We start from the raw sequence: 21,161 nt of genomic DNA on the forward strand, positions 1-21,161 counted from the left end.
CAATAATTTTACACCTAACACTCACGTAAAGAGGTTATACATGATCACCAATACTGATGTGTCCAAGACACTTGCCAGTAGGCTCTCCCCTGTGGCACTAGCAGTAGCCCTCACTGTTCCCGTTTTCTCAAACCCTGTTATTGCTCAAGACGCTGACGCAGCTGAAGAACAAAAGTTTGAAGCTATTACCGTTACTGCGACTAAACGTCCGCAAGTTATCTATGAAGTTCCCATTGCTATTAGTGCGTTTGATGGCGATAAACTTGCTGAACAAGGCATTAGCGACCTTACCGATGTAGGTAAATTTGTACCTAACTTGAATGTAACAGGCTTTTCTGCCGGTCATACTTCTTCTGTTAACCCGTTTATTCGTGGTATTGGTCTGCAAGACCACCTTATCACCACAGACCCAGGTGTAAGCGTGTACGTTGATGGCGTTTACCTAGGCCGCCAAGTTGGCCAAAACTGGAGTTTAAATAATATAGAGCGTATTGAAGTGCTTCGTGGCCCCCAGGGGACTTTGTACGGACGTAACTCTATTGGTGGTGCTATCAACATTATTACCAAAGAGCCAGATCAAGGTGATTTAACCAAAATCAACACTGAATTTGGTACGCGAGGCCGCGTAAAAGCAGATTTGTTTGTTAATCATGGTTTAACAGACACGCTGTCTTTCAATATGAATATGGCGTTTAATAAACGTGATGGCCTAGGCGAGTTTATTAATGTGCCTGACGCTGAGTATGATGTAGGCGAAACCGAAGATGTGTCGGGTCGTTTATCCGTTAAATGGGAACCATCGAATGACTTTCGTATGGTACTGACTGCCGATGGCAATAATGGTGACGGTGGCCTGCGCCCTTACACTGTGCTAATTGATGAATTGCAATCAGATCGTTATTACGGCGGGGATAACCCGTTAGGTGTTGCGCTGCGTAATACGGATGTGACGCCAGAAGGCTACGACATTTACGACAACGCAACCGGTGAAGAAGCCGTTACCGGCGTGTCTAACGAAGCTCGCGGTTTAGCGCTTACCACAGAATGGGACATGAACGACGACTATACGCTGAAGTTAGTTGCAAGTACCCGTTCTTCAAAATATAAAGCGGGTTTAGATGACGATGGCACTATTTACAGCCTGGATCACTATCCTGAGCGTGGTGAAGCAGATCAAACCTCTATAGAGCTTCAGTTAAATGGTTACATTAATGAATACACCGACTTTGTTGCCGGTTTGTATTATTTTAATGAAGAAGGCAAAAATCGTCAGGGCGAGGATTCTAGCTACAATACATGGTCCAATTTATTGGAACTTGACCAGGAAACAACATCAAAAGCGGTGTATGTGAATGTACGCCGAGACTTGACTGATGAGCTTAGCCTATCGGGTGGCCTGCGTTATACCGAAGATGAGAAAGATGCGTCAGCCAGTGTTTCAGAAGCAATAGGTACGGTTTATTCAAGCGATAACTGGGATGAAGTTACGTGGGAAATTGCCTCTAATTACACCTTTGAAAATGGCATGACAGGTTACGCGACAATTCAGTCAGGCTACCAGTCTGGTCAGTATCCTGCGAGACCTTACTGTTTGTTTGGTGACATTGAATGTTTCGTTGCTTCAGACAATATCACTGCGGTTAACTACGAAGTCGGGATTAAAGGTCGTGTAAATGAATATTTTGACGTCAGCGTAGCAGTATTCAATACAGACTTTGATGACTTACCGTATCAGGTGAGTAAAGTGACAGAAAATGGGTTTGAAACCGATAACCAAATTGTTACGCAAACCTCTCGTGGTATTGAGCTAGACACTACCTTTAACTACGGTAACTTTAGCATGATGGCGAGTGTTGGCTATATGGATGTGGATGTAGATGAGCAAGATGGCTACAAGCCAGTTGCGCCTTTAACGCCAGACCTAACACTTGCTATAGGGCCATCTTACACCTTCGATCTTGAAGGCGGTGACTCTATCCGCGTACGTGCTGACTACTCTTATCGTTCAGACATGTATGGTGAGCCATCATCACTGGCAAGCCGTCAGACTGAGCTAGATAGTCGAGAGCTAGTGAATGTTGATATTGCATATACGCCAGCAGATGACGCTTACACGGTGGCACTCTATGGCCGCAATATTTTTGACGAGCGTTATGATAATGCCCGCTTAAATACCGGAGACTACATTATTCAAGTGCTTAGCAATGACGCGAGTGAGTTTGGTGTAAGGTTCTCAACAGAATTCTAATACCAAGTTGTTTTTTATTGCTCATTAATAAGCCGGTCATATGACCGGCTTATTTTTTTCATTGGCATAAAATTGCATAGGAAAAGACTGTTGCCTTAAGATTGACGGGCTTTTTTCGCTTTACGTTTGTTTAATACAGAGACGCCGTCTTCTTTTGAAAGCATGAGGCTATCGGTAATACTCACCAGTGCCAGCACGCTCATAAATAGCATTGCCATAGTGAACGTTGTGAGGGTGGGGGTATCGGCACTTTGACCTAATAAAAATGAGGCGGCCGCAATGGCCAGTGCCGAGAGGGTAATACCTAGGCCTCGGTTCATTTGCATTAGTATAGCGCCTAAGGTATTGGCGTCGCGCATTTTATGAGTGGGCACATCAGCAAAAGCAATGGTGTTTAACAGCGTTAGGTGCATTGATCGGGTTACGCCATTTGCAAATAAAATAGCGGCAATAGTGAATAAAGAAGTTTGGTGGTTGACGAAAGCAAGCGCAACAAACCCAAGCGCGATGAGCACGCCATTGACCACAAGTACACGCTTAAACCCGAAGGTATTCATGATCCACGTGGTTGCAGGCTTTATCGCCAAGTTGCCAGCAAAAAGCCACAGTAACAGCGAACCAGCCTCCACCGGAGAGTAGCCCAAGCCAAGCTGTAACATAAGAGGGACTAAAAACGGCGCACTGCCTAGCGCAATGCGTACTACCGAGCCGCCATACACAGATAACCTGAATGTTTTGTGCTGCATGGCGTCAAATGAAAACAATGGGGTTGGGGCTTTCTTTACGTGCCGTATTGCGAGTGCCATCAGCACTAAACCAACGAGTACAATACTTAGCGACTGCATCAGTTTATCGCTGGTGCTGGCAAGAAACTCAATGCCTGCCATAAAAAGCGCAAAGCCAATGCCGGTGAGCAAAAAGCCTTTAATATCAAATTTGCCTACGTCACCTTTGGTATTTTTTAGTAAATAAAGCGAGGCGATAATAGCAAGTAAACCCAGTGGAATATTCATGTAGAAAATCCACTGCCAGCTGAAATGCGTGGCTATGTAGCCGCCGAGCACAGGCCCCAATAGCGGCGCACTTAGTGCAGGCCAAGTAATAATCGCTACGGTTTTTACCAGTTTTTCTTTAGGTAAGTCACGCAATACGACCAGTCGCCCTACGGGCACCATCATTGCGCCACCCACGCCCTGCAGAATACGCGATAAGGTAAATTCTACTAGGGTAGTGCTTAACCCGCAAAGCACGGATGCAAGGGTAAATACCCCTATTGCAGCAATAAAAATGGTCCGTGCACCAAACTTGTCGGCAACGTAGCCGCTTAACGGAATAAAGAGGGTGACAGCAACGAGGTAAGCAGAGACACCAATGGAAAGGTGGGCAGCCGGTACACCGAAATCGGCGGCAATAACCGGTAGCGCAGTGGTAATGACGGTCGCATCCAAAATTTCCATGAACAAGGCCCCTGCAACTAAAAGGGCCGTTGCTAATTCTCGATTAAATAATCTCAAATGCACGTACTACACGAGCTACGCCGATAACATTGCGCGCAATATCCACCGCGGTAGTTGCTTCTAAATTGGATAAACGGCCCATAAGAAATACTTCTGAATCTTGGACAATCACTTTAATTTGCAAGGCGGGGACGCGCTCGTCAGCAATAATTTTGGTTCTTACTTTTGAGGCAAGCCAAATGTCATTGGCCTGTGTGCCAGCACCAATAGGCTCACCTAATCGAATTTGGTTGTGAATTTTCTTAATATAACTGACGTCTTGTGCACGTTTTACCGCTTCATCGATGAGTGCTTGAGTGGGAGCTTGCCCAGTAAGTAGGGCAACGCCGTTATATACGTCAACTTGCAGGTTTGCTCTGGCCTTAAGCTCGTCACTTTTAGCCCATTGATAGGCTACTGCACGATTGGCATTTTGATCGTCAAGTTGCGTGCCTACCGTGCGTCTGTCATTGGCAACTTTTGCTGCCATGGCGCCCGCCGCACCAATCGCGGCAACACAACCTTGAAGTTGGGTCATCACGATTAAAGCGGCAATAAGCCCGAAAAGTTTACTGTGCTTTTGTTTCATTATGGCCTTATTCGTCTCCGTGATCGGCTGGGAACAAACTGTCATCAATGCATTCACATAAATTGTGAATAACCAACAGATGGACTTCTTGAATTCGTGCAGTACGGTTAGAAGGGACACGAATTTCCACATCGTGCTCGCTTAAGAACCCTGCCATTTCTCCGCCGTCTTTACCCGTAAGGGCGACAATGGTCATGTCACGAGATAGCGCCGCTTCCATGGCAGCAATGACGTTGCGTGAGTTTCCGCTGGTAGAAATGGCCAGTAGAATGTCACCAGGCTGACCTAGCGCACGAACTTGCTTAGCAAAAATTTCGTCATAGCTATAATCATTCGCAATTGAGGTGATTGTGGACGTGTCAGTACTCAGCGCTATTGCCGGTAAACTTGGGCGATCTCTTTCGTAACGATTAAGCATTTCAGATGAGAAGTGTTGAGCATCTCCTGCAGAACCGCCGTTACCACAACTTAAAATTTTATTTCCACGAATAAGCGCTTCAACCATCATAGAAGCTGCTTTCTCTATGGATTCAGGCAAGATTTCAGAGGCGGCAATTTTGGTTTGAATACTCTCTGTGAAATTCGCTTTAATTTGTTCAATCATACTTCTTCTCTTAATAGGCAAACGGCTGAACCTGCTTTGTCTGTGCGTTACAACACTAGAGTAATGCTATTAGCGCTTAGCAATGAATGTCACGCGCTTTAAAAATTCAACCGATGTTTTTAAGCCATTGAAGGTTATCTCCATCAATAGCGATAACGTCTATTCGCAGGGGGGTAGACGCTGGATTGAGGTTATTATCTAACAAATAGAAGGCAAACGCAGCTTGAATCCGTTGTAATTTTTTAACGGTCACAAAATCTACAGCTTGACCAAACTGGCGAGATTTTCTGTACTTTACTTCAACACAGACAATGGTCTCGCCGTCCTGCATGACAATATCCAGTTCACCTCTACGGGTTCGGTAATTACGACAACACAAAGATAAGCCTTGTTCCTCCAGAAAGGAGACGGCGCGTTCTTCTGCTGCATTCCCTTGCACTGTTGACATAAATGTTACTCCATAAGCATCTGTACACGTTCGTTGTTGATTACGGCTTGAGGTAGTTGGCGCTTCACTTCACCACTGTCGTTTAATTGCAGTTCCCCAGTTAAGCCTTCGTATTTCAAGTAAGGTAACACGGTTAACATGCCTAATTGAGGCAGCAAGTTATAGGCGTCGAACCCAAAGGCGAATAATCGGTTTTGCATGGTGGTTCGGTTGGGCCAAACCGTGTCAGTGGTAGCCGCCAAAGCCTGCCACTGGTGTGTTGGCATCATCCATGGCATATCTATAAAACGCACGTTCTGTAAATCTCGCCATTGATTTTTGCCACTGTCGTAATCCATAGAGCGTGACGTGGCATAGACAGGAACCTGTTTTCCATCATAGGGATTCAAGCTGGCTTCGATTATAGGGTTGAGCAGTTCTGTATCTTGTGGCGATGCAAAGGCAATAATTGCATCAATGTCTCGTCGGCTGCGCGGCATGTTATAGACGTCTTCATTAACCATATACTCAATCTGGTTAATACGTTTATTACTCTGCGCCACATCCAGGGCTTGGGTAATACCTTCACGTAATGAGCTGCTGTCGTTGAAGGTCACCGTTGTCACGTGTGCCCGGGTACCTTTCTGCTTATGTAGGGCAAACCAACGATCTTTAAACGCATCGTGCATGCGCTCGTACAAACTACTCTGTGCAGCAACTACAATGGGCGCTCTTAATCCTTTGTTAAATATAAAATTTGCCAGTTGTTCAGCTTCATCCTCCGGTGCTAAACCAAAATAGCGTACTTCCTGATGCAGGGGGGCATCTTGTGCACTGCTGTTTACTGATACGTCCGATGGGGATAGCTGGGGTTGAGTAGAAGGTGCTAGCGATGGCTCCACTCTATTAAGGGCAAGCATGTTAACGTTTGCAGGCAAAACAGGAATCAGTGATTCAACGGTTTCTTTCAATAACGGGCCCACAATAAACTTGGCTTCTCCTAGCTCAGAAACCAGCGTTTGTGGCGATTTACCCAGGGTGTCGATAAAACGTAATGCTGGTAAATTGCTGTTTTCGCCTTGAATGGTTAATTGCTCGTAATAGGCGGCCATAATACCGTCTTTCACGGCTTCACCGGTTGACGCTAAACGCCCACTTAACGGCAGGAATACGGCGATTTCTTGCAAGTCTGGTTGGCTAAGGGCTTGGGCTTGCATCACATCTTTAGGCAAATGAGCGGCTAACATGTGGCCAGGGTAGGTCCGTTGAAACGCTTTTAGCCCTTCTTGCAAGGAAACTGAGGATTGCGCATATTCATGGGTTAAGTTTCTCAACGAGATAAAGGGGCGCAATGCTGGAAATTGCCTATCTGCTTTTTGGAGCGCCGTTTCGTCGAGTTGTTTAATCCACGTCCACACCTGTTCAACCTTTACCTCGGCAGACGCATTTGTTCTTAAGAGTGCATTGGCAGCATCGGCCCACATTCCTTGCTTGGCAAATAATGTGGTCTGAATTTCCGCTTTTTTCGACGTAGAAGTGCTCAAACCTTCAAGCAGATGATGCAACTTGGCTGGGTCAGCAGAACGATTATTGATATAGGCCTTTGCAAGCAGTAAGGCATATCTATCGTGAAGCGAGGGCGCTATGCCGTCTTGTCTTAATTCAATCAGCACTTGCTGGGCAAGTAAGGTATCTTCTTGCTGTATATAGAGCGCTGCGGCATCTAGCAATAGGCTGTCCCGTGCATCTTTGTCTTTTTGACCCTGCCACACTTTTTTCGCTTCAAGCAGCTTATGTTCAGGAGTAACAGGTTGATTCGCCTGGACGTCGACGGGTTTTTGGGGGGTAACTACAGGTGTTTTCGCTACCGGTTTTGGCGTGCTGCCACAGCCCATCAGCAACGAAAGGCTGGCTGCTGTTGCGAAAATAAAACCTTTATTACGGTGTCCAATGGTGCCCACAGTTTCATTCCTTTTACTACGTTAAGCAGCAAGTTTATCTTAACCACAATGAAAATCTACGTTTGCAATCATAAACTGGCCTAATGGCGTGGTACACTTTCGTTAATATTTAAAAATTCGACCGTTTTTTATGACAGATTTTGCAACTTTATTTATCGTGCCAACGCCCATAGGCAACCTTGACGACATAAGCGCTCGCGCTATTGAGGTTCTAAACAGTGTTGATTGGATTGCGGCGGAAGATACCCGTCATAGTGCCAGATTGTTACAACACTTCAGCATACCCACACGAACCTTGTCCCTTCACGATCATAATGAAGATAAGCGCACGGCGATGCTTTGTCATAGATTAAAAGACGGTGAGTCTGTGGCGTTAATCAGTGATGCGGGTACACCATTAATCAGCGATCCTGGTTTTATCTTGGTGAGGAAATGCCGTGAAGAGGGAATTCCTGTTATCGCGTTGCCGGGCCCATGTGCTGCCATTACAGCGCTAAGCGCTTCTGGCCTGCCCACCGACAGATTTATTTTTGAAGGTTTTTTACCTGTAAAAGCGCAAGCTAAAGATAACCTGTTGTCTCAGCTTAAAGGGCGAACGTGTACAAGTGTGTTTTACGAAGCGCCTAGACGAATCGTGTCAACCGTGAGCGATATCGCCAGGGTGCTGGGAAACAGGCATATTGTTATCGCTAAAGAAATCAGTAAAACGTTTGAAACCTACGTCAGCGGCACTGCCGAGGATGTTATGGCCTACTTACACGCGGATGCCGCGCATCAAAAAGGGGAGTTTGTGGTCATGATTTCCCCCGCGCAGGTGGATTTAACCGCTATTCCTCCAGAAGCCATGGCGTTACTTGAGCGTTTGTGCGAACACATGCCCCTTAAAAAAGCTGCCGCGGTAGTGGCCGAACACTATCAACTAAAGAAAAATGCGCTTTACCAAGCGGGGCTTGGCATTAAAAAAGAGTAGCTAAGCGATAGGTAAGGCGATAGCATTCATTGTTATCTCCATTAATTATAATAACAACGCGGCGTGTCGCTCTTTGCCTATGTACTACTTTGCAAAGCCTTTATCAGCAATTGTATTTGCTGCCTTTTTATTTTTTAGCTTCATAGGCTATGGCAGCGCTGAATCTCAGTGGTCTTGGCACCATGAGACCTTCACTAACTTTGGCCATCAGCAAGGGCTTCCTTTCGGGAAAATCACCGCAATTGAAGAAGATGCTCTTGGTTTTAGTTGGTTTCTCACTCAAAACGGGATGTACCGATACGATGGCAGTTCCTTCACTGCCGTGCCTGTGAAGGTAAACGGAAAAACCGTGTCTGTGCACAGTATTTCGACGTATATCCAGCGCCAATTTTTGTTAGTTACCTCATCTGGCCTGGTGCAATTTAATCCGCTTTCACGTGAAGCTCACTCCCTACATCTTCCTAACGCGCTCACGTCTATTTCTTATGCTATTTATTCGCCTTCATTACACAGTGTGTGGTTTACGCATAGCAACGGCATCAGCCGACTAGACACCGACACGTCTGCGCTGGAAACCTTTTCTTTAGTGAACCCGAATAAAACGGCTGAGCTGCGTATTTTTGATATGGTGGTGGATGAAGAAAATCGAACTTGGGTTGCGTCCAGTGATGGTCTTTACGTTAAAGCGCACGATGCGAATGACTTTAAACCGGTAGATTTATCTCACCATCTGCCTCACTCTCAGCGAATCTCCACCCTCGGGTTGGTGTCAAACGGTGAACTTTGGTTTGGCACGCCACGAGATGGGCTATTTCACATAGCCTCTGATGGTCGTGTTGCCAAAGTGTCGCTTCCTCTGTTTAACGGAGAATGGATTTTTGATATTGCCCAAGTGAGTGAAACACAGATTTGGATAGGCACCTTTGGGCAAGGAATACTTAGTTATTCCCTTAACTCAGGTGAGGTAAAGCGCATAACACACAATCGATTGTACGCAGAAAGTGTGATTAATGACGAAATATGGCAAATCTATGTTTCTCCTAAGGGCTATCTTTGGATTGCGACTAGCAACGGCGCCAGCTTATTTAATCCTCAGCAAGAAAGTATAAAGAGTATTTACGGTGATATAGGCGCTGTTAACGGCATCAGTGATCAGCACGTAAAAGCAATCGCCACTGAAACCAACAAAGTATGGTTGGGGCTAGCCAAAAATGGGGTGGATATTGCTCACCCCGATAGGGGAATTAACGAACATATTCCCGTGCAATCCGTAGAAAACCCAAATGCATTGCCGGTAGGGGCGATTGAAGCCATCGCCATTACACCACATCGAGGGGCATTAATAGGCAGTAATTGGGGCATTTACCAGTATCACGAAGGGGAGTTATCTAAGCTTTCTTTGCAAGTGCGTGATAGTAACGCGTATACAGGTACGTTGTTAGTTGTTGATCAAAAAACCTTTTTTGCTGGTGGCACCGATGGACTTTGGAAATTCACAAGGTCGAAAACAGGCGAGTTAAGCAATGAAAATCACATTGCCGATACGTTAACAGATAGACGCATTTCTGCGTTGGCGAGGTTGCGCAATGGTAACTTGGTGGTGGGCACGTGGAATGGGCTGAATTGGATAGACATTCAAGGTGGGTTGATTCGACAACTTACCCACGTTGAAACGAAAAATAAAGAGGTCAGAGTTGGGTTTATTTCAGATCTCTTAGTTGATGGAAATAACCAGCTATGGGTGGCTACCGAAGGCGAAGGGCTGATTGGCATCGATTTAGCCAACCCTAGCGCCCCAGCGGTTCATTTCAATCATTTAAACGGGCTTACCGACAATGTAGTAAGAAGCCTTCAAGCAGATAGCTATGGGCGAATTTGGGTAGGCAGCCGCGATGGGATCAGTGTTATCGAGGCAGGGCAGTCCCATGCAAGAGCCATACAGGGAAAAGATAAACGTTTGTTTGCCCCCTATTATCGCGGCGCGTCTGCGATACGAGACGATGGCATGTTGCTCATGGGTGGCAGTGGTGGCGTTACCCTCATCGACACCCACAAATTTGACGAAACTGACACTATCCACCCTGTGGTGTTCGCCTCTACGCAGGTGGGAGAGCGCGTATTGAGCCATCCGCTGCTAGGCCAAAGTGAAAGTACACCAATACACGTACCCGCCAATGATAATAAGCTTCGCATTCACTTTACAAATTTAGATTACTTTCACACCGCAACGTCACAATATCGCTACATGTTGAAGGGACTAGAGAACGACTGGAATTATTCTGAGCAGCATAATCGAATTGCAAGCTATACCCAGATTCCTCCTGGTGACTATCAATTTATTGTCCAGAACAGACCCACGCTATGGTCTCAATGGTCTCCATCAACGGCGAGTAATGTGGTGGTTTCACCATACTGGTATCAAACGTTGTGGGCAAAACTTGTTTATGTGGTCCTTGCTCTCAGTGCAATCGCTCTGCTTATTGCCTTGCGAACTCGCCGATTAAAGCAGCGAGAAGCGTACTTGCTGGAGCAAGTTAGGCTTAGAACGGAAAGCTTAGAGGCCACCTCTGAAAAATTGAAAGAGAAAAGTGATGCTCTGCTTAAAGCAAGTCATACCGACCCGCTCACCCAAGTGTATAACAGACGCTTCACTGAATCGGCAATGGAAAAAGATGGTAACAAGGCGATAGCGGATTACGAAAAGTCGCACTCAGCCACAGCCATTGAGGGCAGTGACATACTGTTTTTCCTTATTGATATCGATCACTTTAAAAAGGTGAACGATGTGTATGGTCATCACGTGGGCGATCAAATCCTTATAGAGGTAGCAAAACGCTTGAGCGATGTGGCACGTGAAGATGACTATGTGGTGCGTTGGGGTGGCGAGGAATTCCTTTTAGTGGTGCGGCATTCTTCTAGAGAGCGCAGTGCGACGATGGCGGCCAGTATTCAAAACTCCATCTCTTCTGTGCCAGTGCCCATTGAAAATGGCAACCCTATTCATGTTACTTGTACCCTGGGGAGCGTGCCCTTCCCACTGTGCCCAGCGTTTCCGAATCAGTGGTCTTGGCTTGAAACCATTACGCTTGCGGACAAGGCTTTATATACTGGTAAAGCGGTGGGACGCGACGTGTGGGTAGACGTATCCGTGGCTAATACCTACAAACCGCCTATACCAAGCAGTTGCGAATTGCCGCCGTTAAGTGCGCTGTCACTAAGCAGTAACGCGAATGGTACTGTATTACGGCAAGTATGGTTAGTGACCCACAACGATCTAGATTAAGCGGCATTATTATTGACTCATACCTTATGGCGAATGATTTGGCGATCCTGAATGGGTTGGCAAAGGTACTAGAATCGTAATGATCAGTTTCTTTGCCAGCAAAAAGGAGAAGACCAATGAAAGACAGTATATTGAAAATTGAGATAGCCCAAGGCAATTGGTTGGTCGATGTGTTCAGCCAAACTGCAGATACAGGTGTATACGATCTTATTTCTCCGTCTAAAGAAACCACGGTTCGTTTGCGAGAAGAAGAAATATACGGGTTCAAATACAATATAACGGCCCCGAATAAAACGGCCTTTAAACTCTATCTGGATGATACGGTGATTGCCGAAGGCCAAGTGGGCAGTGAGGGAGCAGTTAGCGGCCGTGGCGTTATTTAGCGTTGTTAGCACCATGCTACACATCACAAGATGAGTAGCATGGTGTTTAATGATTTACGATAAACGACCTTTGAAGTCGCTATAATCGAATTCTCTTACCAGCTCAAACTCGCCATTAGCGCGCAATATGCCAATCGCTGGGTGCTCTACGCCATTGAAAAAAGTGGTTTTTACCATGGTGTAGTGCATCATGTCTTCAAATTGAACACGCTGACCGGGTTTTAATGGCGCATCAAAAGAATAACTATCGATGACGTCTCCAGCTAAACACGAGTTACCCCCTAACTTGACGTCGTAGGCTTTTTCGCCAGGAAAACTTCCGTGCAACACGGTAGGCCGATACGGCATTTCCAACACATCAGGCATATGGGCAGTGGCAGAAATATCTAAAATAGCGATATCGCCATCATTGTTCACCACATCTACCACCTCTGAAATAAGCGGGCCAGTTTGCCAGGCCACAGCGGAGCCCGGCTCTAAAATAACATCCAAGTTAGGGTAACGCTGCTTAAAGTCTTTGAGGGTGTTAATGAGGTGGACAACATCGTAGTCTTCACTGGTCATTAGATGCCCGCCACCCAGGTTTAGCCACTTTAGCTCGGGCAACCACTTGCCAAAGCGAGCCTCAATGGCTCGCAATGTTCGTTCGGTGGCGAAAGAATCACACTCACACAAGTTGTGGCAGTGAAAGCCTTCAATTTCCGAAAGGTCTTCACCCTCAAGCTCTATGGCGCGGATACCTAAGCGTGAACCTGGCGCTGCTGGATCGTAAAGAGGGGTGTCAGCTTCCTGATGTTCCGGGTTAATACGTAAACCCAAAGAAACATTCGCAAGCGTCTCTTTATGCTGCTGCCACTGAGACAAACTATTAAACGACAAATGATGAACCAACCCCGCTAACGCTTCGGCATCTGCCTTTTTATAGGCGGGTGAATAAGCATGAACTTCTTTGCCCATTTCTGCGGCCAACTTAGCTTCCCATACCGAGCTTGCGGTAGCGCCTTGCAAATAGTCTTTGATAATGTCGAAGCACGACCACATAGAGAACCCTTTGAGCGCTAAAATAATGCGCGCGCCAGATTCGTCTTGGACGCGTTTCATCAAGGTTAAATTCTTGATAAGTTTGGCTTCTTCTAGAACATAGCAAGGAGAAGGAATATCTGTTCGATTTGTTAAATCTGTCAACTTAGGTTGCTCCACTAAAGCGTGACCCTATTTTTTAAATGGGCTTTCTTCACATTCAATGACGTGCCATGGCAAGCCATGTTCGTTAAGCATTTCCATGAACGGGTCTGGATCGAATTGCTCCATGTTCCAAACGCCTGGCTGCTTCCATGTACCATCGAGCATAAGCGCCGCCCCAATCATGGCGGGCACACCTGTAGTGTAAGATACCGCTTGTGCACCTACTTCATCATTGCACTTCGCATGATCGCAGTTGTTATAAATGAAGATGGTTTTCTCTTTACCGTCTTTAATACCGGTAATGTAAGTGCCTATACATGTCATTCCTGTGTAACCTTCAGCAAGTGAGCCTGGGTTAGGCAACACAGCTTTTAGGAATTCAAGAGGAACGATTTTTTGGCCCTGAAATTCAACCGGCTCAATGCTGGTCATACCTACGCCTTCTAGCACGCGAAGGTGTGTTAGGTAAGCATCACCAAATGTCATCCAAAAACGCGCGCGTTTCAATGTTGGGAAATGTTTCACCAAAGATTCCAGCTCTTCATGGAACATTAAATAAGACGCACGTACGCCGATATTTTGATAGTCCAAATCTTCTCTAACGCTGAGCGGGTCGGTTTCCTTCCATTCACCATTTTCCCAAAAACGACCACGTTGGGTAATTTCACGGATGTTGATTTCTGGGTTGAAGTTAGTGGCAAAGGCCTGACCGTGATCACCACCGTTGCAATCCACAATATCAAGGTAGTGCACTTCGTCAAAATAATGTTTTGCAGCATACGCGGTATAAACGTTCGTCACACCAGGATCGAAGCCACTGCCTAACAGCGCCATAATACCAGCGTCTTTAAACTTATCCTGATACGCCCATTGCCAAGAGTATTCAAATTTAGCTTCGTCTTTGGGTTCGTAATTGGCGGTATCAAGGTAGTCTGTGCCAGTGGCGAGACAGGCATCCATAATGGGAAGGTCTTGATAAGGCAATGCCAAATTGATAACGAGGTCAGGCTTAACATCATTGATGAGCGCTTCCACTTCTTTTGCATTGTCAGCATCAAGCGCAAATACGCCTTTTACGCGATCTTCACCCACTTCTTTCTGTAAAGCTTCACACTTAGATACCGTGCGGCTGGCTAAGTAAATTTCGTCGAAATGCGCAGGTAAGCGGGCGCATTTTTTGACAGTAACAGAGGCGACACCGCCAGCACCAATAATGAGAACGCGAGACATAATAATGTTTCCCTAATTAAGCGTAATGAATTTGCGCTGAATGCTAGCAGACCGAACCAAATTGGCAAGCAAAGACAGCAATGGTAGAGATAAAAATTTTAATCGTGATAACAACAAAAACCAACTCTTGGGTTGCGGAGGTGGTTTATTCGGATTTTGTGCTGATAGGGGGAGATATAACGATCTTTTCGCCTACACGATAATACGGGTAAAGAAGCAAACCTTCTTCATCGTTTGGGCTGGCGGTATTGATGGCGATAGCATCCATCGATTTGTTCTTCCGCGTTTGAACGGTGGCTGCGTAAACCAGTATGCTATAGCTATTGGAATCTGTGGTGGTGTCGATAATTCGCCATTGCAATTGCTCTATCAGTTGGCTTTCATTCGTACGCTCTTCGTTTTCGTCAGTGAATAAGCAGCCTACCTTGCCATTTTCGTAGATGGCGGCAAACGGATAGAAGGCTTGGTTGTTTAACAAGATTAACTCGCACAAGTTTAACGCGCGAGAGACTAATATGGTTAGTGGCGTTGGCAGTGTGACAGGCCCTTCAATCATATTTGTCTCCTTTTTGACAGTAGGACGTTTCAATAAACGTCAAAATAATCATACCCTGTTATGATTCGTTTAAATATTAATCAATAGTCTTGATATTAGGTTAAACGAATGCAGAGGCGGAGAAGATCAGTTGCCTTTGGGTCGGGCGCCTTGCAAGCCTCCTGTGTGCAAAATCACAATGCGCTCCCCCTTCCTAAAGGCCCCTTCCCGTAATAACTGTTGTAGCGCATAAAACACTTTGCCAGAATAAACAGGCTCAATGGCAAAGGGCATACTCGTATTGAATTGCGCACAAAATGTCTTGAGATACTGGGGTTGCTTTGCGTAGCCTCCGCAATGAAAGTCATGGGTAATGCGCCAATTCATTTCATGGTCTAAAAACTGTGACACCAAAGACTCCAAATACCCTTCGCCTTTTAATACACCAATCCCAAGCGCGTGTTGAGTTGGGGCAAGTCCCTTGACGATTCCTGCGAGTGTGGCGCCACTAGCAACAGGGGCGATAATGGTATCGAAGGGATGGTCTATTTCATCAATGAGTTCCGATAGACCAAACAGCGCATCAGATTGACTTCCGCCTTCAGGCACAATAAGACAGTTAGGAAATTGTGCATTCAACTGGGCTAAATACCTTTTTTCATGACGTTTTTGGTAGGTGTCCTTATTCACATAGTGCAGGTTTGCGTGCCAGTGTAGTAAGTCATTTAACATGGGCGACTCATTCCCTTCATAGTTGCCTCTGACGATGGCATGAAAAGGTAGGCCTAACGTATGACAGACAAAGCCGAGAGCATGCAGGTGATTGGAAAAACCTCCGCCGAAACTCACAATGCTTTCAACCGTAGGGGGGAGATTTTCAATCGTGTGTTTTAGTTTTCGCCACTTATTGCCTGAAACCACAGGGTGTATAGCGTCATCGCGTTTAACCATCATAGTGACGTTTGAAGCACCTTCCCAAGGCGGGGTAAAGGGGATAAGGGGGGAGGGCAATTGGGGCTGAAAAGCGGACAAAATGATGATGGTCTCCACGTGCTGAAAATGATCAATGTGCTACAGCGAGAAGTATAACTAGGTTGGGTGTAAGAACAAACTATCAAACCAATACACGTAAAAAAGACAAAATAACAAGAGACTCATGACATGAAAAAACTTCAGGTAACTGTTTGGGTAAGCACAATGTTGGTCTTTAATTGGCTGCATGTACCGAGCGTTAACGCCCGTGAAGACGTGCCCGCCACGGTAACAAATGCCGTGCCCCAAGCTGAAATCGTGGGCTCTCAACGCTTTACTTACTATTTCTGGGATGTTTATACCGCCACTTTATTTGCGCCTGAAGGCAAGTGGACACCCAACAAACCTTTCGCCCTTAAATTGGATTATGTCCGCAATTTAAAGGGCAAAAAAATTGCTCAGCGCTCTATTGATGAAATGCGGCAACAGGGCGTTAGTGATGAGGAAAAACTCAATGAATGGATGTCACAAATGGACGATATTTTTCCAGATGTGGACGAGGGTGACACCTTGACGGGGGTAGCAACAGAAAGTAGACACTCGGCTTTTTATTTTAATGGCCGCCTAGTCGGCACCATTGAAGATGAAGATTTTACCAGGCACTTTTTTAACATCTGGCTAGGAGAAAAAACCTCAGAGCCTGAGTTTAGACACGCCTTATTGAATAACAATAATTGAGGTTAATATGAAAAAAATAATCATAATGTTGGGCGCAGGTATTCTTGTTTGCGCGGGTGTGTTGAGTGGTTGCAGTGTGTCGGTGGACGGAGCTGACTATGAAGACATTCGTCCAGTGTTTAATTTAGAACGCTTTTTCGACGGTAAAGTTACTGCATGGGGCATTGTACAAAATCGTTCTGGCGAAGTGGTGCAGCGCTTTATTGTTGATATTGAGGGTAAGCGCACAAACACAGGCGTCATGTTAGATGAAACCTTCACTTACGGTGTAGGCGAGGGGCCCTCTAGCCGCACGTGGGTCATTGAAAAGCAAAGTGATGGCACCTATGCAGGCCGAGCAGAGGATATTAAAGGGGAAGCGTTAGGGACGTCTTTTGGAAATGCGTTTAACTTCCACTACCAAATGGATTTGCCCGTGGGTGATAGCGAGTACGAAGTCACGTTTGATGATTGGTTCTGGGCCTTCGACGACACCGCAATGATGAATCGCTCGTACATTAGAAAATTTGGCGTGGTGATGGCCGAAGTGACCATTTTTATGCAAAAGCAACCTTAGCGCTTATTCAGCTACCGGAAGAGCGGGGAAAGCTGAATACGACCCCCAGCCCATGACCCTGCATCATAGGGTCGTGGATAAACCACAAATGGCCATCGTGCATGCTTACAATGGCTGAAACAAGAGAAAGACCCAAACCATTTCCTTGTGTGGAACGGCTGTCATCCGCCCTGAAAAATCGCCGTTCTAAGTGTGGGATATCATCCGCTTTCACACCCGGCCCATTATCATTAATTAATAACGCAATACGTGAGGGCGTGCAGGTTAACTGTACCGTGACCGTGCCTCCTGAGGGCGTGTATTTTACGGCGTTATCGAGTACATTCGCAATGGCTTGAAACAGCAGATTAGGGTCGGCAAATAAGGAAACTTCGGTTAACTGATCAATCAACTTGAGGTGGTGTTCCTCCGCAAAAGGGTGATACAAGTCGATCACGTCCACGGTGATATCTTTCAACGAAACCGTACAAAAGCCTTCTTTCTTACGGGCAGACTCCAAACCACTAATACGCAGTAAACTGTTAAACATATTCAGTAAGTTGTCGGCTTCTGCAATGGTGTCATCTCTGAGTGAGGGGTCATCAATTTTTTGCAGTGAATTTCTGAGTCGCGCCAAAGGGGTTCGCAAGTCATGAGCAATACTATCGCTCACAGATTTTATGTTGTTCACTGAGTTTTCTATGGTATCGAGCATTTGGTTAAACACCACGGAGAGCCGACTCAAGTCATCCCAGTTGCTGTCGATTTCGAGCCGTTCTTGTAAGCTGCCTGTGCGGATGATGTTATCCGCCGTTTGTGACATGCGGTTTATTCGTTTAACCACGTATGAAGCCACAGCAAAGCTAATCATTCCAAGCACGCTAAGTAACACCACAATTACCCAGCTGAAGGTTTTACCTAACCATTGTGCGCTATACAAATCATGAATGTTACGGCCAATAAAGAGGCGATTGTCACCAAGTTGAATACGTTTAAATAGCACCTTATGGGTGAAGGGTAAGGGCGATGAATGAGGGGGATTGGCGGCATTAATGATAGGCGTGGCTGTAATAAGTGCTGTTTGCGTATCATCTTGCCCGTCGTTCCCCATGGTTTGAACGCTTTCAATATACGGCCAAGAGGTAACATTGCCACCTAACAGTTCACCAGAAGATGCTTGCAACGCGACAATGGTATCGTCACTGATAGACCACTGCGCAAGCCCTCGTTCACTCATGGCGCGAACGACGCCTTCTACGCCTTGGTATTCATAAACCATGGCGTAAGCGTACGCCTCAGCATTAACCGCGGCTTTTGCTTCACGAAGGAATACATCGCTACTGGCGATGCGCCAGAAGTAAACAATAAATATGATGGCTGCGACGGCTAATGACGTAAGCAGGGCACCCACCCGAAAGCTAGAGCTTCGGGTAAAGTTACCAATTGCAATCACGCAAGCATATCCGAAATTCGGTAGCCCGTGCCGCGAACGGTTTCTATAACCGGTACATTAAACACCTTATCTACCTTCTGTCTTAATCGACTAATATGTACATCAATCACATTCGTTTGCGGGTCGAAATGGTAATTCCATACTTGTTCTAACAACATACTACGGGTAACCACCTTTCCTTTATGCCGCAATAAACATTCAAGCAATTGAAACTCTTTCGACTGCAAATCAATTTCAGTTTCACCGCGCAATACTTTGCGGTTAACCAAGTCGAGAGTGAGATCGCCTACCTTTATGGTTGTTTTATCTTGCGACGCTTGTGCCCGACCACCTAAGCCTTCGGCTCTTGCCAAAAGCTCTTCAAATGCAAAAGGTTTGGTGAGGTAATCATTGGCACCTGTACGCAACCCTTTCACCTTGTCGTCCACTTCACTTTTCGCGCTTAGTAAAAGAACGGGGGTGTTTATTTTTTTGCTTCTAAGCTGCTCTAAAACAGAAAATCCATCTAGCAATGGCAGCATAATATCTAAAATAATCACATCGGCGTTGGTCGATAACGCTAATGCTAAACCTGTACTACCGTCATTGGCAGACACACATTCATGTCCCGCGCTGATTAATCCCTTTTCAATATCTGCGCAAACTCTAGGATCATCTTCTACTAGTAACACTCTCATGATGGCAGCTTCTTGTATATAAGGTTGGAAATATATCTATTACTAATACTGGTCAAACATCCCAATTCGATCACTTTGCCCCCCTAGGCTAATCAACGTGTAAAGCGCACGTTAGCGTTGTAAGGCGTGAAGTGTTGAACGTCGCCCTTAGCACATTTTCTTTGTACCTCACGCCAATATTCGGAAGTCATCAAATCGCCATGCAACGCCTTGAGAATGTCTTTAAGCTTGCGTTTTCCAACAATAAAGTGCTCAAACTGTTCTGGAAATACATCATTGGGTGCCACTGACAGCGTATCAAGGGCGTAGGGGTCATCAGATTTTGGTATGTCTCTAAAATTGCGCTCATGCATTAAACAAATTTCATCATAGTCGTAAAAGATCACCCTGCCATGGCGGGTGATGCCGAAATTTTTATGCAGCATGTCACCGGGGAAGATATTCGCCATGGCAATTTGCTTGATGCATAAGCCTAGCTCATTGAGCGCATTTTTTATTTTGTCTTCATCGGTTTCTTGCTGAAGATATAAATTTAAAGGCGTCATTTTCCGTTCAATGTAGAGATGGTTAATAATCAGTTCGTCTTCAGTGAAGGTTAAACTCGATGCGCAGGTGGCTTTCAATTCTTCAATTAAAGCTGGATCAATACGGTTTAAAGGGAAGCGAAAATTAACGTATTCATGAGTATCGGCCATGCGCCCCACGCGGTCTGACATTTTCACTAGCTTGTAGCATTCTTTCACATGGTCACGGGTGATTTTTTTACTTTCTGCAAATTCATCTTTAATGATTTTAAACACGACGCCATAGGAAGGAAGGTGAAAAACCATCATCACCAAGCCGCGTATTCCTGGCGCGGCTTCGAATTTATCGGTGGTGGACGACATATGCTCTAAGAAGTTTCGATAGAACACGGTCTTACCATGTTTATAATGGCCTAAGGCCATGTAAAGTTCGAAGTGCTTCTTATTGGGTAGCAACTCTTGAAGGAAAGCGGCGACCTCCGCAGGGTGTTGAGTGTCGGCCATAAAATAACTGCGTGCAAAACCAAAGATTACGCTTAAGTCTTTCCTGTCTGTTAACAGGGCATCCACGAACAACATGCGCTTATCACTGCTCTGCAGTGAAATAACGAAAGGCAGGCTTTCCTCTGGCATGCAGATCTTCCCAATTAAATAGGCCGCTTTACCTCGGAAAAAAGTCGGTTTTAGTATTTCTACGGTATGTACCGAAGCCAGCTGCTCAGTAGTTAGCCGTTGCCTAAGCGCCGCCTCTAAATTCGTCATGTCCCTTTGGTAATCTTCAAATGGAATGTTATAGCGGTAAATTTTAAAAATAGAGGTATACATTTCATTCACGGTGGTAGTGGTATCAAAGCTATGCACCACCTTATGCCTGTCTTGACCTGGCAAAAAGCACCGACTTGGCAGCACAAACATCATGGCGTTTTCTATTTTGCGGTGTTTAAACAAACGCCCAATGACTGAATTGTAAAATGTTTCTGCAAGCTCAAATTGTGGGTGGCCTTCAAGATGTATGGCAAAAGCCTTTTTTAGCGCCTGCCAAAATTGCTCATCTTTTTTATGAACGGCGATGAGGTGGTAAATCTCTGCAACCGCATCTGATAAGCTTTGTTCGTATATAGTGATGCGTTCTTTTGAAGCGTGAAGGGTTTCTTGCCATTGCCCTTGTTCAAACCGTTCTTGGGCTCCACGTGTTATGCGTGTAAACCAGCGATAGCTTTTATCGAAGTGAGACAAAATAAGGTAAGCCACTTTTTTAGCGACCAGTGAATCTTGCATATTGAAACCTTAATTTAGGTGTATAAGCGCTGTTATTTTTATTTTAAATGACTGCATTTCTTGCACATTACCA

Annotated in this window: 18 protein-coding genes; 6 read left to right on the plus strand and 12 right to left on the minus strand. The window is 45.6% G+C overall.

What is annotated here, in order from left to right; translation table 11 throughout:
• Nucleotides 1-40: 40 nt before the first annotated feature.
• Nucleotides 41-2,248, plus strand: coding sequence for a TonB-dependent receptor (locus tag IUA53_RS04420; RefSeq protein WP_044448425.1), 2,208 nt, complete (start codon nt 41-43; stop codon nt 2,246-2,248).
• Between the two features lie 95 nt (nt 2,249-2,343).
• On the opposite strand, the gene IUA53_RS04425 is transcribed toward IUA53_RS04420, so the two are convergent.
• From IUA53_RS04425 to IUA53_RS04445, 5 genes are all read right to left on the minus strand, one after another.
• The gene (locus IUA53_RS04425) at nt 2,344-3,705 is read right to left on the minus strand and encodes an MFS transporter (protein WP_052806704.1); all 1,362 of its coding nucleotides are present in this window, start codon (nt 3,703-3,705) and stop codon (nt 2,344-2,346) included.
• A 43-nt stretch (nt 3,706-3,748) separates the two neighbouring features.
• Nucleotides 3,749-4,333, minus strand: a complete 585-nt coding sequence (locus tag IUA53_RS04430; protein ID WP_196898501.1) for a BON domain-containing protein — start codon at nt 4,331-4,333, stop codon at nt 3,749-3,751.
• A gap of 7 nt (nt 4,334-4,340) precedes the next feature.
• Nucleotides 4,341-4,937, minus strand: a complete 597-nt coding sequence (locus IUA53_RS04435) for a phosphoheptose isomerase (RefSeq protein ID WP_044057919.1) — start codon at nt 4,935-4,937, stop codon at nt 4,341-4,343.
• 106 nt (nt 4,938-5,043) lie between these two features.
• Complete coding sequence (locus IUA53_RS04440; protein WP_044057918.1) at nt 5,044-5,385, minus strand: YraN family protein; 342 nt, start codon at nt 5,383-5,385, stop codon at nt 5,044-5,046.
• Nucleotides 5,386-5,390: 5 nt separating this feature from the next.
• Complete coding sequence (locus tag IUA53_RS04445) at nt 5,391-7,325, minus strand: penicillin-binding protein activator (protein ID WP_044448422.1); 1,935 nt, start codon at nt 7,323-7,325, stop codon at nt 5,391-5,393.
• A gap of 130 nt (nt 7,326-7,455) precedes the next feature.
• Here IUA53_RS04445 and rsmI point away from each other — a divergent pair, with 130 nt between their 5' ends.
• The 3 genes from rsmI (at nt 7,456) to IUA53_RS04460 (ending at nt 11,961) form a co-directional block, all read left to right on the plus strand.
• On the plus strand, nt 7,456-8,295 hold the full coding sequence (gene rsmI, locus IUA53_RS04450; protein ID WP_044448421.1) for a 16S rRNA (cytidine(1402)-2'-O)-methyltransferase: 840 nt from the start codon (nt 7,456-7,458) through the stop codon (nt 8,293-8,295).
• A gap of 79 nt (nt 8,296-8,374) precedes the next feature.
• A complete protein-coding gene (locus IUA53_RS04455) occupies nt 8,375-11,578 on the plus strand; it encodes a ligand-binding sensor domain-containing protein (protein ID WP_044448419.1) in 3,204 nt (1,067 codons plus the stop codon).
• Between the two features lie 116 nt (nt 11,579-11,694).
• Complete coding sequence (locus tag IUA53_RS04460) at nt 11,695-11,961, plus strand: hypothetical protein (protein ID WP_044057915.1); 267 nt, start codon at nt 11,695-11,697, stop codon at nt 11,959-11,961.
• Between the two features lie 54 nt (nt 11,962-12,015).
• Here the strand turns inward: IUA53_RS04460 and nspC are convergent, their stop codons facing one another.
• The 4 genes from nspC to IUA53_RS04480 all read right to left on the minus strand — a co-directional run bounded on the left by nspC (nt 12,016) and on the right by IUA53_RS04480 (nt 15,952).
• Nucleotides 12,016-13,146, minus strand: coding sequence for a carboxynorspermidine decarboxylase (nspC, locus tag IUA53_RS04465; protein ID WP_044059025.1), 1,131 nt, complete (start codon nt 13,144-13,146; stop codon nt 12,016-12,018).
• Between the two features lie 27 nt (nt 13,147-13,173).
• A complete protein-coding gene (locus IUA53_RS04470; RefSeq protein ID WP_044448417.1) occupies nt 13,174-14,376 on the minus strand; it encodes a saccharopine dehydrogenase family protein in 1,203 nt (400 codons plus the stop codon).
• A gap of 145 nt (nt 14,377-14,521) precedes the next feature.
• The gene (locus IUA53_RS04475; protein WP_044057913.1) at nt 14,522-14,932 is read right to left on the minus strand and encodes a hypothetical protein; all 411 of its coding nucleotides are present in this window, start codon (nt 14,930-14,932) and stop codon (nt 14,522-14,524) included.
• Nucleotides 14,933-15,058: 126 nt separating this feature from the next.
• Complete coding sequence (locus tag IUA53_RS04480) at nt 15,059-15,952, minus strand: 1-aminocyclopropane-1-carboxylate deaminase/D-cysteine desulfhydrase (RefSeq protein ID WP_052806797.1); 894 nt, start codon at nt 15,950-15,952, stop codon at nt 15,059-15,061.
• 120 nt (nt 15,953-16,072) lie between these two features.
• On the opposite strand from IUA53_RS04480, the gene IUA53_RS04485 reads away from it, so the two are divergent.
• Together IUA53_RS04485 and IUA53_RS04490 are read left to right on the plus strand one after the other, a co-directional pair.
• Nucleotides 16,073-16,621, plus strand: a complete 549-nt coding sequence (locus IUA53_RS04485) for a chalcone isomerase family protein (RefSeq protein WP_231401256.1) — start codon at nt 16,073-16,075, stop codon at nt 16,619-16,621.
• Nucleotides 16,622-16,628: 7 nt separating this feature from the next.
• The gene (locus IUA53_RS04490; RefSeq protein ID WP_196898503.1) at nt 16,629-17,177 is read left to right on the plus strand and encodes a DUF3833 domain-containing protein; all 549 of its coding nucleotides are present in this window, start codon (nt 16,629-16,631) and stop codon (nt 17,175-17,177) included.
• A 7-nt stretch (nt 17,178-17,184) separates the two neighbouring features.
• Here IUA53_RS04490 and IUA53_RS04495 read toward each other — a convergent pair whose 3' ends face one another.
• From IUA53_RS04495 to aceK, 3 genes are all read right to left on the minus strand, one after another.
• Nucleotides 17,185-18,609, minus strand: coding sequence for a sensor histidine kinase (locus IUA53_RS04495; RefSeq protein WP_196898505.1), 1,425 nt, complete (start codon nt 18,607-18,609; stop codon nt 17,185-17,187).
• Complete coding sequence (locus IUA53_RS04500) at nt 18,606-19,286, minus strand: response regulator transcription factor (RefSeq protein WP_044448411.1); 681 nt, start codon at nt 19,284-19,286, stop codon at nt 18,606-18,608. The genes IUA53_RS04495 and IUA53_RS04500 overlap by 4 nt, the downstream gene beginning before the upstream one ends.
• A 92-nt stretch (nt 19,287-19,378) precedes the next feature.
• The gene (gene aceK / locus IUA53_RS04505; RefSeq protein ID WP_196898507.1) at nt 19,379-21,088 is read right to left on the minus strand and encodes a bifunctional isocitrate dehydrogenase kinase/phosphatase; all 1,710 of its coding nucleotides are present in this window, start codon (nt 21,086-21,088) and stop codon (nt 19,379-19,381) included.
• Nucleotides 21,089-21,161 lie beyond the last annotated feature (73 nt).

This window comes from Alteromonas sp. B31-7, assembly GCF_015767655.1.
GTDB classification, from domain to species: Bacteria; Pseudomonadota; Gammaproteobacteria; order Enterobacterales; family Alteromonadaceae; genus Alteromonas; species Alteromonas australica.

Coding starts and splice junctions, on each gene's coding strand:
- IUA53_RS04420 (WP_044448425.1), top strand. CDS start 41: ATGATCACCAATACTGATGTGTCCAAGACACTTGCCAGTAGGCTCTCC.
- IUA53_RS04425 (WP_052806704.1), bottom strand. CDS start 3,705: ATGGAAATTTTGGATGCGACCGTCATTACCACTGCGCTACCGGTTATT.
- IUA53_RS04430 (WP_196898501.1), bottom strand. CDS start 4,333: ATGAAACAAAAGCACAGTAAACTTTTCGGGCTTATTGCCGCTTTAATC.
- IUA53_RS04435 (WP_044057919.1), bottom strand. CDS start 4,937: ATGATTGAACAAATTAAAGCGAATTTCACAGAGAGTATTCAAACCAAA.
- IUA53_RS04440 (WP_044057918.1), bottom strand. CDS start 5,385: ATGTCAACAGTGCAAGGGAATGCAGCAGAAGAACGCGCCGTCTCCTTT.
- rsmI (WP_044448421.1), top strand. CDS start 7,456: ATGACAGATTTTGCAACTTTATTTATCGTGCCAACGCCCATAGGCAAC.
- IUA53_RS04455 (WP_044448419.1), top strand. CDS start 8,375: ATGTACTACTTTGCAAAGCCTTTATCAGCAATTGTATTTGCTGCCTTT.
- IUA53_RS04460 (WP_044057915.1), top strand. CDS start 11,695: ATGAAAGACAGTATATTGAAAATTGAGATAGCCCAAGGCAATTGGTTG.
- IUA53_RS04470 (WP_044448417.1), bottom strand. CDS start 14,376: ATGTCTCGCGTTCTCATTATTGGTGCTGGCGGTGTCGCCTCTGTTACT.
- IUA53_RS04475 (WP_044057913.1), bottom strand. CDS start 14,932: ATGATTGAAGGGCCTGTCACACTGCCAACGCCACTAACCATATTAGTC.
- IUA53_RS04485 (WP_231401256.1), top strand. CDS start 16,073: ATGAAAAAACTTCAGGTAACTGTTTGGGTAAGCACAATGTTGGTCTTT.
- IUA53_RS04490 (WP_196898503.1), top strand. CDS start 16,629: ATGAAAAAAATAATCATAATGTTGGGCGCAGGTATTCTTGTTTGCGCG.
- IUA53_RS04500 (WP_044448411.1), bottom strand. CDS start 19,286: ATGAGAGTGTTACTAGTAGAAGATGATCCTAGAGTTTGCGCAGATATT.
- aceK (WP_196898507.1), bottom strand. CDS start 21,088: ATGCAAGATTCACTGGTCGCTAAAAAAGTGGCTTACCTTATTTTGTCT.